Origin of the sequence: Enterobacter cloacae complex sp. ECNIH7 (genome assembly GCF_002208095.1) — a bacterium.
Lineage (GTDB): Bacteria > Pseudomonadota > Gammaproteobacteria > Enterobacterales > Enterobacteriaceae > Enterobacter > Enterobacter cloacae_M.
In genome coordinates, this window is record NZ_CP017990.1 from 3,085,909 (window position 1) to 3,098,391 (window position 12,483).

Below are 12,483 nucleotides of genomic sequence, written 5' to 3' on the forward strand. Positions count from 1 at the left end.
ACACTATCCCCAACGAATTTGGCTGACAAGCATATATTCTTACGATGAATATAATATTTTTAACATAATGCTTTTAGTTATGAGCAATAACACACGCCGAATGCGGGTTTGCCAGGGGAATCCCTCTTATCTGCGGTTTTCGCCTCAATCATTTTTTAGGAATTTTCTTAGGGCGAAACGCATCTATTACCAGGAGTCGCTATGCCTTCACTGCGGGATACATTGCTGATTTTCTCTGACCTGGATGGTTCACTGCTGGATATTCACACCTATGAGTGGCAACCCGCCATGCCCTGGCTGGACAGGCTGCTGGATAATCAGGTTCCGGTCATTCTTTGCAGCAGCAAGACCGCGGCAGAGATGCTGGATCTCCAGCTGGATCTGGGGCTTGAAGGCTTGCCTTTTATTGCCGAGAACGGCGCGGTGATTCAGCCTGACGTGCGCTGGGATAAGATTCAGCGCCAGATCAGGGGGATGACGCACCGGGATATTCGCCCGCGAATCGAGCAAATTCGCCTGCAGACGGGCTATAAATTCACTACCTTTGACGACGTGGATGAGCACGTTATCAGCGAGTGGACCGGACTGACGCGCTACCGTTCGGCGCTTGCCCGCAAGCATGAAGCGTCCGTCACGCTCATCTGGCGCGATACCGACGAGAAAATGGTTCAGTTTGAAGAGGAGCTGGCGAATGTCGGACTGAAATGCCTGCAGGGCGCGCGCTTCTGGCATGTGCTGGACGCCCGCTGCGGCAAAGACGTTGCGGTAAACTGGCTAATTGAGCAATACCGCGAGCTGGAAGAGATTGAACCCACCACGCTGGGACTCGGCGACGGTCCGAATGATGCGCCGCTGCTCGACAGCGTTGACTTCGCGGTAGTGATTAAGGGCATTAACCGTGAGGGCATCACGCTACGGGACGATAACCCCGCCCGGGTTTATCACACCCGACAGCCCGGCCCGGAGGGCTGGCAGGAGGGGCTGGATCACTTTCTCTCTTAATCGCGCCAGACGACCCGGTTACGCCCGCTCTGTTTGGCCTGATACAGCCGGACGTCCGCCACGGACTGCAGCTGTTCAAACTCGTAGTTTCCCGCTTCATCCGCGCTGCTGACCCCCAGCGACGCGCTGACGCGCAGGGTCGTGCTCTTCTTCACCAGGATCTCCTTACTGTTGATGCGGCAGCGAATACGGTCCGCGACGCTTCTCGCCTCCTCCAGGCCGATCCCCGGCAGGACGACGCAAAACTCTTCCCCGCCTACGCGCCCTGCCACATCATTCTTGCGTAACGCGCTGGCAATCAGCCCTGCCGTGTGGGAGAGCACCTTATCCCCGGCCTGATGGCCGAAGCGGTCGTTGATGTTTTTAAAACAGTCGAGATCGATCTGAATCACAGAGAACGGCAGCGACTGCTGGCGACAGGTTTCCGCCAGCAATTTTGCCCGGTCGAACAGCGCGCCGCGATTATTCAGCCGCGTAAGCGGATCATGCCAGGCCTGCCACTGGAGCGAGTGCTGAAGCGTGTACATGTTACTTACCATGCGGCGGATCACCAGCCACGAGATCAATAGCATGGCGGTAAAGAGCGCCCACATCAGCGCCAGCACGATGCTGATGCTGCCGAAGTCGTCCTGTACCCCTTCGTGCAGGGTGTGGATCCGCAGGACAACGCCGTCGAAGTGATCGAGCCGCTCCCAGCTCACAAAACGGCTTCCGAGGCGGATCCCGCCGCCGGTAGCGTGCTCAATCGCCTGCGCAATCTGCGCCGTTTCGCGTTCGTCAAAATGGTTAACCACGTTTCCCGTACGGGCAGAGGTGGCAATCATATTGAGCCGGGTATCGTACAGCTGATACTCCCCTTCTGCCGCGCGCCAATCAAAACGCGACACATTGACAACTAACATTGGATCGCGTTTGTGATCGTGATTTATATGTCAGATGCTGGGAATCGTTTGTACAGGGTTGAGATTCCGACGTCATAAATTAGGGCCACCCTCTGACGAGTTTCACCAGCCGCTAACAATCTTCCAGCCTGCGCCCACTGTTCAGGTGTTAACTTAGGTCTTCGGCCTCCCACGCGCCCCTCAGCTCGCGCAGCAGCCAGACCTGCACGGGTACGTTCAACAATCAACTCACGTTCCATCTCGGCCAATGCTCCCATCACATGAAAGAAAAAGCGCCCCATTGGCGATGAAGTATCTATGCTGTCAGTCAGGCTTTTAAAGTTGATGCCTCGCTCGCGTAGTTCTTCCACTAGCCCAACCAGATGACGCATGCTGCGCCCAAGGCGATCAAGTTTCCAGACCACGAGTGTGTCACCTTCAGATAGCGTTCTGAGTACCCGTTTAAGCCCAGGTCTGTCTGAGGTTCTGCCGCTTATCTTGTCTTCAAAAATCAGTTCACATCCTGCACATTCCAGCGCATTACGCTGTAATGCCGTGTTCTGGTCATTAGTTGATACACGTACATAGCCAATAAGCATGGTTAAACTCACTTTAAATGGCGGGAATAATGCCATTTAAGCGATTAACGATCATTATCCGAAACGTTGGTTTGAAAGAAGCGGCAAAAAGAGAGGTTGGGACAGGTACAAATCAGATACCGGATATGGGCGCTTTTGCATCTGGCACAGGGTGGTTCAAATTACCAAGCGGGCACATTGTGCAGTTTGGTACATATTCAGGAAACACGACTCGTTTTATCAGCGGTAACTTCCCTATACCGTTTCCGACTCAACCCTTGATTTCTATCAGCGTCATGTCTGATGCCGTCCAGTCAAATCCTTCTGGACCGATTATGCCTGTACTTTCTGTAAATTTTGAACATATCAGCAATTCGTCATGGCGTGTATCAACGAGTGACAATTCTCAGCAATACCGATTTAGTTATATTTCTATAGGACGTTAACATGCAAAAATATGTATTCAGTGCCAAGAAAAATGCTTTCTTTCCTGTAGAGCTGAAGTCGTCCTATCAAAAGGCAGGAGAGTGGCCAAACGATGGAATAGAAATAGAAGACTCTGTTGCAACTGAATTCATGCAGGAGCCACCCGAAGGTAAATACAGAAATGTAATAGCAGGAATGCCTGCATGGGTAGATATTCCACCACCAACTCAGGAAGAACTTAGCGCTGTCGCTGAATTAAAAAAGGCCAACTTACGTATGCGGGCTGACTCAGAGATTAACTGGCGTCAGGATGCTGTTGATGCCGGAGTAGCGACGGAAGAAGAAACCGCCGCTTTGTCAGAATGGAAAAGATACAGGGTGTTACTGATGCGAGTCGATACCGAAAAACCCGTTTGGCCTACCACTCCGGGGGAAGAGTCCAGTTAATATCTGGCGCGGTGCTGGTATCAGTTGCCTCCACCGCGTCAATGTAGTCCAGAACAGAATTTAGCCTCGCAGTTTCAGCAGTGGTTAATTTACGCCCTGCCTGTAATTTAAGCTGTATCATGCCGATTGATGCCATTGCTGAATCTATCAGAGATTGCTGTTGTTGTTTTGCTACTTCTTTATCTGCCGCGTGCTGGGCTTTGATATCCGTTATCCACTTTTCCCCGTCCCACTTATCGTAGGGGGTGGATGGCGCAATATTAGTGTATCCATCATGAACAGAGCCAATGTAGTCCACGGTGATGGCGCTACCATCATCAGTAGACCAGACCGTCTCCCCCCTGTGGTCTTTTTGTCGCTTCCAGTCTTTTCCTGTAAATACCATAACCTCTCCTGCCACTTCATTCCCCGGAGCAATATTAGTAGAGTTACCAGGCATACTCACTCCGATATTAATGAATTCGTCAGACCAGCCTACATATTCCTTTGTCACAGGATGAAAGTAATAAACACGAATACTTCCGGCTTCAACAGCCAGCCCGTCCTTATCGAAAATGACTGTCATTATTTAGCCCTTACTAAGAAATTAAATGCGATGTTACGTGGTCTTACGGTTACATGGTTAACACCATCACCAATAGCTGGGCCGGGATAAGGAAATCTGGAAAATCCAGGACTGTAATCGACTACACCATCATGATTACCTATTGCATGACCGGAGCCTACGTCATAGTTACCAGCATACTGTGTGAAAGATGTTGCTGCCTGAAAGCTGAGTAACCCCCTTCCGTTATCTACGCCCCTTCCATCATCCCAAATACGCAGGAACTCGCCTCGCACATCATTTAATTTCAGTCCTGGAATAATCCTTGCCAGTTTAGGGTATTCAGTCGCTGAGAAGGTTGCGCCATTCCATTTCAAAAAGACCATATCCGACCACTCATCCATAACCGTATTAGGCATTGCAGTCGACGGCCAGAAGAACGGAATTCCTATCGGTGGAGCGCCTGCTCCTAAACGAAGGTTTGAGAGAGCCGTCGCGATTGCCTCTGCGCCATCATTTTTAATGTCGCCAAATGGATTGGAGCGACTCAGAAACAGTTTTTTGAGCGCAGTCAGAATCTGAGTATTGGTCATTTTGTCAGGCTTCAGATCTGCTGATATGAGAATATTAAGCAACTCACTTTGGATGATATTAAACCAGTCCGGGCCGGGATACGTCGGAGGAACGCCATTACCACCTTCAGTAAAGAAAAGCTCTGTCTCACTGGTAACAGGAGACGGTTGTGGCATAACCGGAACACCGGTCGAATTATCTACGTGATACATCAGTTATCTCCTGAAGAATAAAAATAGTCGTATGCTGTGCCGCCGAGACGATATTTCGTCAGTACACACTCCAGTTCTTTGGCTCGTTCGCTCAGGAGCGGTGTCATGACGTTATCGATACAGGTAAAACGTCCGCCGCTGATACCGATCACCTCAATCTGTAACGTCCAGCGGTAACGGGCTGAATAAAGGGGATACATGCAGCTACGCATGCAATGGTGAGGGAGAATGACTGTAACCCGGATAGTAAATCCAAGCGCAGCAGCCACCGCTTCAATCTGCCACGGGGAAAGGCCACCTTTGCGGTGATACTTCTCCACAACAGCACGACGTCGGTTATCAACCGTTCCGCTTAACTGCCCACACTCCGGCAATTCCAGGTATTTCTCCCATTCTTCCAGCAGCATAAATGTTGTTTCTGGCCGCATCTCCGGTAGCAGGTTTTCTGCATCAAATTCCGTCTGACTTAAACGCCTGGCTAACGCCCGTAAAAAACTGTTTAAATCACCATCCTCATCGCGTGACCACGCTTTGCCACGTGGCATGACCTGCCATAAAGCGCCCAGCCATTCATCTACACTGTGGGCCATGTCAGCACTCCGATAGTGATAAGTTCATTCTGAGCGCAGGGAATGTCAGCGGTCAGATTCAGCGAGTAATCCGTCACGCCAGATGCGGTGCCGATAGCAGTACGAATCGCTGAAATGGGTAGCGTTTGTCCTGGTTGCAGCGTCTTCTGAAGCGTCAACAGGCGGGACTGAACAGCTTTACGCGTGGCAGGCGTATCCGGTGTTATGCCAATAATCATATTGACGGGACGTAACACCAGTTCCACGGGCCAGACTTCTATTCCTCCCGGTTTACCAACCCATACGCCAGTCGCCGGGTCGGTATGACGGAAAAGGTAATCTTCCATATTTTTCCGGTCCTGATATCCGGGGGTAATCACTGAACGATCGTCATAAACCCACGCCAGTCCGACTGTGCAAGGGCCATGCCAGGCATCGAATGCCCACGCCCGACTAACCCCCGCCATTTCTCGCGCCCAGATGACATAGTCATGCACAGCCCCACCAACGGGGGGATTGCGTTTACGGAATAAAAGCCGGTCAAGCAATTCAGGAACTGGCTCAATATCCGCACCACCGATGATGCCCCCCGTACCCGTTAAACCAATACTTTCCACGCCGGGAACGGGGGACAGCAGGGTCAGGCTTTCACCTTCCGGAAGGTTTCCTGACGCGCCGGCATCGCTGGCCTGAATGGTTACAGTCATGACCCCATCTACAGGAACGCCGGAAGTCGTCACGGCATAAACAATACCGGTAGCGGTTTGCATCTCCATATCTTCCGGCAGCGGTGTATTCCCTTTAAATACCGCCGGCCCCGTAGCAAACGTGGCCTGTTTTCTGATGACACCTTCGCTGGCCGCAGTCTCAATGATGGTTTCATCATCAGATTTAACAGACGGAATAATCTGGTCTTTAATCCAGCTCTGATGGTCGTATAAATCACGAACCTGATTGCTGAATGAGGTATTTAGAGCTTTCTCAACGCCTACTGGCGGAAGTTTTTGCAGACCAAGTTCAAAGGCAATATCTTTTTCGCCGTCAGTAATAAGCTTGCGCAGCGCGGGAACGTTATAAGGCATTAGCAGTGGACTCCCAGCGTTTACTTATTTCAATCCGGAGCGTCGTTTTATCCGGGCGGGTTAAAATGACAATAAAATTAATTCGGTCATTGCCGCTTATAGTGGCTGTGACTGCTGCATTACGCGCATAACCAGACCGTAAAAGCGGTTGCATAGAAAGCAGCGCATAATCTTCCACCCGCATTCTGACGGATTCCGTCAGCTTCTCGCGATCCAGCAACCAGAGTTTCGATCCCCACGGATAATCACTAAATGTGTCGCCGGGCCAGCCTCTCGGGTCCGATGAGTTATCAGGAATAATGTCATCAGTATCAGCACGGACGTCGGTGAAAAGACAAATCAGAACCAAAGTGACCAGTCCTTCATCACGCGATAAACCATCATGGTTAATTGCCAGTTCACCTCTGGATAGCTGATTATTCCAGCTGATACCAATTGTCATTTCATCTCCGATGTTTTTTTGCCATCCCCGTCAATATGGAAATGCTCAAGAACAGATTTACCGGCGACCTGAATATCCTTTGAAAATACAGATGGGCCGTTAACTTTTAATAATTTTGTATTTATCGCAAACAATTCGCGGGCATCGTAATTAACCGATTTCCCTTTAACTTCGATAAGACCACCTTTTTTCAGGGTGATATAAGACTGACCATCGCCGTGATATAACCTGACCTCTCCATCCTCCAGACCTTTTGGACGGCAGCGCTTGTCTTCTACAGCGATTGCCACCAGACCTTCCCGGCGTCCCCCCACAGCCAGAATGAGTGCTTCTGAACCGACTGGCGGCACAGACGTCAGGCCGTAATTCTGGAAACGTTCAATATCATCATTGGTGGAATCCGCCAGTGACTGGATCTGGAGGTTCTGACGCCCGAGACTGTCTGTAACGATACGAACAACGGCCCTGTCAACGAGCAGCCGTAGCCGGCGTCCAATACCTTCAAGTGTGCGACCGATATTTGCCGGATTCAGTCCCATGTTGCCACCGTTTTTGCCTTTGATTTATTGCCTTTCTTGCCTGCTTTTTTCGTACTGGTTTCAGGCATGTCCATCGACTCAGGGGGAACCAGCGTCAGAACGCAGAGACGTCCGTTATCACCTTCAGTAAACGTGACGGTTTTAATCAGCCATGAGTCCTTCAGGTTCTGTATCGGATCATCAATATCAACGAGCCTGTTTTTCTGCCATAACGGACCTTCATCGCCATTCTCGCGCCATCCTGCCAGTGTAATTTCGGTGCTGTTGGCTTCGCCCATCATCCGCGCTTTGTACCATTCACCGCGTGTACTTGCGCCGCCGACGGTCAGGCTGTCTTCATTGACCAGGATTTTCGGGCGGTAACGGTTGATATCACCGTCATCAACGATGGTCTGACGTCCTCCAATCACTTTGACAGGCTGATCATCCCACGTACTCCCACCCGCACTGGAGGTGCCTTTCACGATGTACTGGCTGTTTCGTTCACGCCAGCTGAACCGACCACGGGCTGCAAGAATATTGGTTCCGAATATCAGAGGAACGCCGGCACGTTTTGTTGATGCCCGTGTGATGACCAGATTACCCAGACCATCAGCAGTCAGCAGAACGCCGCGTTGTTTAGCCAGGCGGTCCAGCAGATCGAAGGCTGTCTCTCCCTGTTCAAGGACCACGCTGGCAAAGATTTCGCCAGTATCAGTTTCACTGATGACCCTAATTCCATAGGGTTTGCAGATTTCAGTTGCCAGTTGTTCCAGCCGAACACCTTTCCACTGGCCGGATTTATGCACCACGGAGCTGTCAACAAGATCCCCGGTTTTATCCCGCCCCATAACGCGAATACTCATGTTTTCTGCGTCATAGCTGGGAATGAAATCATCGATATACCCCGTCAGAACCGTATCTTTTCCCAGCCTGACGATGCAGGGCATGCCCTGCTTAATAACGCGCGGTGAAGCTTCTGACCATTGCGTGGTGACAGTCAGATCAAATTCCCCGGCAACAGCCTCCAGTGAGGAAGTGACAGACATCTCGGTCCATCCGTCCCACTGCTGTCCGTCGACCTCAAGTACAACCATTTCCATCAATCTGTTACCTCGACAGGTTTACCCGGAAGAATGAAGGCCGGGTCTTTCAATCGGTTCCTTGAGGCGATGGCGTCACGGTTCTCGGTATTACCGGTTTCACGCCATGCAATAAGGGATACCGGGGACGTTGTGGTCAGGATGACCGTTCGTGTCTGTGGTAGCTGAGCGCTCCTGACCCGTACGTCATTGACGACGGCAAAGCGCAGCTCGCGCAGGGCATGCCACAAATCCCGCTGACCGTTTTCTACGGCATACACAGCCTGTTCATTCAGTTGCTCAGCCAGCGTGTCACCCGCACTTATGGCTTCTTCACTACTTCTGAACTCGGTGCTGGCAACGGTCTCTGCCTGTCCAGTTAGGCTGGCAACGACAATCAGCTGACGAAAATGAGTGATGTTGGCCTGCATGGCATCGGTCAGTTCAGGGACAACGTCCGGAAGGCTGCTGGCAAAACCATACTTTCCGTCAGTCACTGAACCTGGTGTGACTGACATGTATTTGGGCAACTGGTGAAGTGCAGCGGCTGTCGCGCGGTCACTTGTATTTGTTGGCGAAGCCGGCGACGACCACGGCGAAGATGAAGAACCGGAAAACTGATCTCCCTGCCACCGGTTGCGGAGCTGATCATAAACCCGCATTGACCAGAGAGGTTCGGTCACGGTGTCGCGTACACCGCTGACAAGGTTCAGAACATCATTGATAAATCCGGCTGGTTTCGCGACGGCCAGCTCAATCAACCCACGAAAACGCCCTAAACGGTCAGTCCATTCAGTAATCGCGGAGGGCAACGTCAGCACACCCACCACCAGATTTTCCATGTCGTCCATCCACGTATCGGCCATCTCACCAAGACCATCAAGCAGGGCAAAGACATCACCGTTCGCAAGGGCTGCTTTAACCTTATCCGCCGCGCTGAGTACCGTCAGGCTGGTATTTTCTGCCGGCGCAGGAAACAGGCGTTCGCCCGCCTCAGAAACCTCAAAAGAGATGTAGGCAATGCCGCCTTCCTCAGTGCTCAGACGGTGAGTCACCTTGCCAATCTGAACCTTCTGAATGCCGAACCACGGATGGATAAGTTCACCGGGTCCCGGTGTGTTCAGTGCCCGGAGAAGTGCCTCCAGTTGGCTCTGGTAGTTCTTTCCAATCAGTTTGCCGTTGATTTGCTGTTGGGTCAGAACGGCACCGTTATCCTCGGTCCAGCCCACTTCTTTTTTGGGGTAAGCACGGGGAATTGCCCGACGGCCACTGGTGCCTTCGTTATCGACCAGATAGAAGGAGACGCCCCGGAACGAAGCATCGCGCAGGTCTTCCCATCGGGTAGCAGCCATCAGCCTTGCTCCACGCTGGACACGCCAGCAGATGCACTAAGTTTGATACCCGGCTGGTTCATGGTGACGCTTTTAACACGGCCACCGCCACCCTCAAGGATCACGCGGATTTCACCCTGCATTTTCTGTAGGGTTGTGGGTAATGCAGGTGGCTGAACAGGCTTATCAAACGCGTTTTTGTTTTCAATTGCGGCGTTGGTGCCACGCAGAAAATCAACGATGACACCAAACAAAGAATGGTCATTTGTTTCAGGGCGTGGCGTTTCTGCTTGGTGATTGTTTAACGCAGGGATAAACGGCGTTGCCGGTGTCATTGATGCCCACGGGCGCGGGTCAATAATCTGTGACTCTGTAGCGTTTTTACTCCTTGGAGAGAACCAGCTTTTAATGTCATTCCAGCGGGTTGGTTTGTTGTTATTCTTCTGAACTTTTCGGATAAGTTCCTGCGTTTCTTCAGGCGAAGAGGGAAAGCTATCCAATAATGACAATCCAAAGGAAAAAGCATTGCCGACATTGTTGCGGGTCAGATTTCGTCTTGTATTACGTGGGTCTGATGATGTTGAGGCAGAGTTGTCCCCCATGCCACCTTCACCCATACCACCTTTGCCCATGTTCACGACATAAACGGGCATAACACCGGAACCAAAAACATCGGAGACACCTTTAGGGATGCCTTTGCCGCCACTTTCCTGCTTAAGAAAATCCCATGCACCTTTGCCGATTTTAAAAGCTTTACGAGCGGCGATAAGGCCACCGACAGCAATACCTATGTTTTTACCAACCTCAAGCCAGTTCTGAGCCGTTTCTTTATCAACAGAATTCAGTGCGTCAGCTAAATCCTGAATAGGTTCAGCAAGTTGATTCTCAGCAAAACGCTGCCATTCATTGTTGATGGACTGTATTGCGGAGTTAAAACCTTCAGCATTTCTCTGCGCTGCCTTTTGAGTTGATCCTAGCTCAACAGTACCGTATATCATCTCCTCCATCATTCGAATATTTTCAGGTCGCAAAAGGGCTGTAATCCCTTGCATACCTGTTTGATCAAACACGTCCTGGAGTTTAATAGGATCTCTTTTTGCCCGTTTGATAATTTCCTGCATCAATTCAAACGGTAGCTTTAACTCTTTTGTCCCCTTTTTAAAAACATCAATTCCGTTTGACCTTAAAAAATCGATATTTTTTTTGTTTGATAGCGCCGCATACATGGCCTGAATACTGGTTGTAGTTTCCTCTGCACTTCCTTTGTTTTTTGCAAAAATCTGGAGAAATGCGCCCATTTGGGCGATAGCAACCGGACCTTGATCTGCAATTGTTGAGAACAATTTAGGTGCCACTTTTGCTACATCAGCAACGCTTACGGAACCAACAGCAAACTGGGCATAAAGGTTGTCCAGAGTTTTGCTAACTTCGTCTGCACCGCGAATTCCCTTTTCCCAGAACTGTGCTAAAAGGCCGGCAGCGGTCTGACCATCAACACCAAAAGCCTGCATGAGTAACCCCATATTACGCAGGTTTTTTTGGGTAAATTCGTAATCACCCGTTTTACCTAATAGCTCACCCACACCCTGACCAAGAACAGAGGATTCAATGCGAATATCAGCCATGTTAGAAACATCCCTGATTTGTGTTCGCAATTCATCCACTTCTTTTACGCTCAACTGGGCATCAGTTCCCATCCTGCGCATTTGGGCATCAAAATCCGCAACTTGTTTGACGGTTAAACTGCTGCCTATACCCGCAATCATGGCGGTGTAGCGGCTTCCAAGCATATCCAGACCACGTCCGGCAGATTCAGACGCGGCCTTAACAACAGACATTGCTTTCTGGTTACGGCTGGCAAACTCGCTCATGTTAGCGCCGTACTGGCGGGCTTTGGCCGTCAGGTTCCCGGCAAGGTTAATCAGAATTTCAGTGCTTAGGCGGTTTGTCATATTGCTTCCTCAGTTGCCTGACCTGAATAAGCAACTGCCGCAGGGGCAGTTGCTCAAGCCGGTTAACATCGAAACGCTGAGAGAGGTTAATCAGCAGTAGATTGAGCGCCGCTGCCATCGGCATCATGTCGCCCCCGTTCGGCAGTCTCCCCCAGCATGTCATCCATCGCCTGACCCTTTTCTGTCAGCAACTTCAAATCTTCCGGATGCAGGGCATAAATTTGATTCATGTCCAGCGGGCCGGGGATTTCTCCAATCTTCTTAATCTGCCGGCGCATCATCTCCAGCCCCATCATCACCTCAGAGCAGTACGCGACAGCCTTGCCGTGATCACCGATAACAACGCGCTCAGAGGCCAGTTGCGATTCGATAACATCCCGGGATGTCAGTTCGCGTAGCGTCACATCCTTGTGAAGCATTTCATCGACGGTGCCTTTGCCGGTACGCAGACCGTGTTTCAGAGTGAATGTCAGTTCAGCCATGTCTTACACCTTCACACACTTGACGCCGATGAAGTTGGCCGAAACCGTACCCGCGTCTTCGTCCAGTTCAGCCGGGTTATCGGTGGCTGCGCCGGTCATCATGTAGTTGAGGCCGTTGTCACCGTAGAACATGACGGTCACGTCCTCCCAGTTACTGATTTCAATCACATCAACATCACGATCCGCTGCAATGGTCAGTTTGATGGAGGGGGCAGCCATCTTGCGGGAATTCCCCCAGACCTTACCGCCGCCCATGTGTTGCTGGCGGGCATAGCCACCCGGATTCAGGGTGGACTTGCCTTCAGTTTTGATTTCACGGCCATTAATACGAATCGCCGCCATACCCAGAATATTTGCCATGC

At 51.0% G+C, this 12,483-nt stretch carries 15 protein-coding genes and 1 pseudogene; 3 read left to right on the forward strand and 13 right to left on the reverse strand.

All coding sequences use genetic code 11. The features are described 5' to 3' along the window. The first annotated feature begins 201 nt into the window (after positions 1–201). A complete protein-coding gene (locus WM95_RS15190) occupies positions 202–1,002 on the forward strand; it encodes a mannosyl-3-phosphoglycerate phosphatase-related protein (protein WP_023312313.1) in 801 nt (266 codons plus the stop codon). Here the strand turns inward: WM95_RS15190 and dgcQ are convergent. After that, positions 999–1,862 (reverse strand): annotated as a pseudogene (dgcQ, locus tag WM95_RS15195) (cellulose biosynthesis regulator diguanylate cyclase DgcQ); the annotation flags it as partial. The gene WM95_RS15190 and the pseudogene dgcQ sit on opposite strands and share 4 nt — an antisense overlap. Positions 1,863–1,927: 65 nt before the next feature. Next, complete coding sequence (locus tag WM95_RS15200) at positions 1,928–2,482, reverse strand: recombinase family protein (protein ID WP_016239587.1); 555 nt, start codon at positions 2,480–2,482, stop codon at positions 1,928–1,930. 29 nt (positions 2,483–2,511) lie between these two features. On the opposite strand from WM95_RS15200, the gene WM95_RS15205 reads away from it, so the two are divergent. Then, the gene (locus WM95_RS15205; protein ID WP_088544829.1) at positions 2,512–2,907 is read left to right on the forward strand and encodes a gp53-like domain-containing protein; all 396 of its coding nucleotides are present in this window, start codon (positions 2,512–2,514) and stop codon (positions 2,905–2,907) included. Between the two features lies 1 nt (position 2,908). Beyond that, the gene (locus WM95_RS15210) at positions 2,909–3,334 is read left to right on the forward strand and encodes a tail fiber assembly protein (protein ID WP_086529775.1); all 426 of its coding nucleotides are present in this window, start codon (positions 2,909–2,911) and stop codon (positions 3,332–3,334) included. Here WM95_RS15210 and WM95_RS15215 read toward each other — a convergent pair. From WM95_RS15215 to WM95_RS15265, 11 genes are all read right to left on the reverse strand, one after another. Then, positions 3,306–3,899, reverse strand: coding sequence for a tail fiber assembly protein (locus WM95_RS15215; RefSeq protein ID WP_086529774.1), 594 nt, complete (start codon positions 3,897–3,899; stop codon positions 3,306–3,308). The genes WM95_RS15210 and WM95_RS15215 overlap by 29 nt on opposite strands. Next, on the reverse strand, positions 3,899–4,663 hold the full coding sequence (locus WM95_RS15220) for an integrase (RefSeq protein WP_236901064.1): 765 nt from the start codon (positions 4,661–4,663) through the stop codon (positions 3,899–3,901). The genes WM95_RS15215 and WM95_RS15220 overlap by 1 nt, the downstream gene beginning before the upstream one ends. Further along, positions 4,663–5,253, reverse strand: a complete 591-nt coding sequence (locus WM95_RS15225; protein WP_088544830.1) for a YmfQ family protein — start codon at positions 5,251–5,253, stop codon at positions 4,663–4,665. The genes WM95_RS15220 and WM95_RS15225 overlap by 1 nt, the downstream gene beginning before the upstream one ends. Beyond that, positions 5,238–6,314, reverse strand: coding sequence for a baseplate J/gp47 family protein (locus tag WM95_RS15230; RefSeq protein ID WP_088544831.1), 1,077 nt, complete (start codon positions 6,312–6,314; stop codon positions 5,238–5,240). The genes WM95_RS15225 and WM95_RS15230 overlap by 16 nt, the downstream gene beginning before the upstream one ends. Further along, complete coding sequence (locus WM95_RS15235; RefSeq protein WP_088544832.1) at positions 6,304–6,756, reverse strand: phage GP46 family protein; 453 nt, start codon at positions 6,754–6,756, stop codon at positions 6,304–6,306. The genes WM95_RS15230 and WM95_RS15235 overlap by 11 nt, the downstream gene beginning before the upstream one ends. Further along, complete coding sequence (locus WM95_RS15240; RefSeq protein WP_088544833.1) at positions 6,753–7,295, reverse strand: phage baseplate assembly protein V; 543 nt, start codon at positions 7,293–7,295, stop codon at positions 6,753–6,755. Before WM95_RS15240 ends, WM95_RS15235 begins: the two co-directional genes overlap by 4 nt. After that, positions 7,286–8,377, reverse strand: coding sequence for a phage baseplate assembly protein (locus WM95_RS15245; RefSeq protein ID WP_088544834.1), 1,092 nt, complete (start codon positions 8,375–8,377; stop codon positions 7,286–7,288). The genes WM95_RS15240 and WM95_RS15245 overlap by 10 nt, the downstream gene beginning before the upstream one ends. Next, a complete protein-coding gene (locus WM95_RS15250; RefSeq protein ID WP_088544835.1) occupies positions 8,377–9,708 on the reverse strand; it encodes a DNA circularization protein in 1,332 nt (443 codons plus the stop codon). The genes WM95_RS15245 and WM95_RS15250 overlap by 1 nt, the downstream gene beginning before the upstream one ends. Then, positions 9,708–11,639, reverse strand: a complete 1,932-nt coding sequence (locus WM95_RS15255; RefSeq protein ID WP_071445131.1) for a phage tail protein — start codon at positions 11,637–11,639, stop codon at positions 9,708–9,710. The genes WM95_RS15250 and WM95_RS15255 overlap by 1 nt, the downstream gene beginning before the upstream one ends. An 86-nt stretch (positions 11,640–11,725) precedes the next feature. After that, positions 11,726–12,121, reverse strand: coding sequence for a phage tail assembly protein (locus WM95_RS15260; RefSeq protein WP_088544836.1), 396 nt, complete (start codon positions 12,119–12,121; stop codon positions 11,726–11,728). Positions 12,122–12,124: 3 nt separating this feature from the next. Continuing rightward, on the reverse strand, positions 12,125–12,481 hold the full coding sequence (locus tag WM95_RS15265; protein WP_016239597.1) for a phage tail tube protein: 357 nt from the start codon (positions 12,479–12,481) through the stop codon (positions 12,125–12,127). Positions 12,482–12,483 lie beyond the last annotated feature (2 nt).

Coding starts and splice junctions, on each gene's coding strand:
- WM95_RS15265 (WP_016239597.1), bottom strand. CDS start 12,481: ATGGCAAATATTCTGGGTATGGCGGCGATTCGTATTAATGGCCGTGAA.
- WM95_RS15205 (WP_088544829.1), top strand. CDS start 2,512: ATGCCATTTAAGCGATTAACGATCATTATCCGAAACGTTGGTTTGAAA.
- WM95_RS15245 (WP_088544834.1), bottom strand. CDS start 8,377: ATGGAAATGGTTGTACTTGAGGTCGACGGACAGCAGTGGGACGGATGG.
- WM95_RS15215 (WP_086529774.1), bottom strand. CDS start 3,899: ATGACAGTCATTTTCGATAAGGACGGGCTGGCTGTTGAAGCCGGAAGT.
- WM95_RS15225 (WP_088544830.1), bottom strand. CDS start 5,253: ATGGCCCACAGTGTAGATGAATGGCTGGGCGCTTTATGGCAGGTCATG.
- WM95_RS15235 (WP_088544832.1), bottom strand. CDS start 6,756: ATGACAATTGGTATCAGCTGGAATAATCAGCTATCCAGAGGTGAACTG.
- WM95_RS15220 (WP_236901064.1), bottom strand. CDS start 4,663: ATGTATCACGTAGATAATTCGACCGGTGTTCCGGTTATGCCACAACCG.
- WM95_RS15210 (WP_086529775.1), top strand. CDS start 2,909: ATGCAAAAATATGTATTCAGTGCCAAGAAAAATGCTTTCTTTCCTGTA.
- WM95_RS15190 (WP_023312313.1), top strand. CDS start 202: ATGCCTTCACTGCGGGATACATTGCTGATTTTCTCTGACCTGGATGGT.
- WM95_RS15230 (WP_088544831.1), bottom strand. CDS start 6,314: ATGCCTTATAACGTTCCCGCGCTGCGCAAGCTTATTACTGACGGCGAA.
- WM95_RS15250 (WP_088544835.1), bottom strand. CDS start 9,708: ATGGCTGCTACCCGATGGGAAGACCTGCGCGATGCTTCGTTCCGGGGC.
- WM95_RS15255 (WP_071445131.1), bottom strand. CDS start 11,639: ATGACAAACCGCCTAAGCACTGAAATTCTGATTAACCTTGCCGGGAAC.
- WM95_RS15260 (WP_088544836.1), bottom strand. CDS start 12,121: ATGGCTGAACTGACATTCACTCTGAAACACGGTCTGCGTACCGGCAAA.
- WM95_RS15240 (WP_088544833.1), bottom strand. CDS start 7,295: ATGGGACTGAATCCGGCAAATATCGGTCGCACACTTGAAGGTATTGGA.
- WM95_RS15200 (WP_016239587.1), bottom strand. CDS start 2,482: ATGCTTATTGGCTATGTACGTGTATCAACTAATGACCAGAACACGGCA.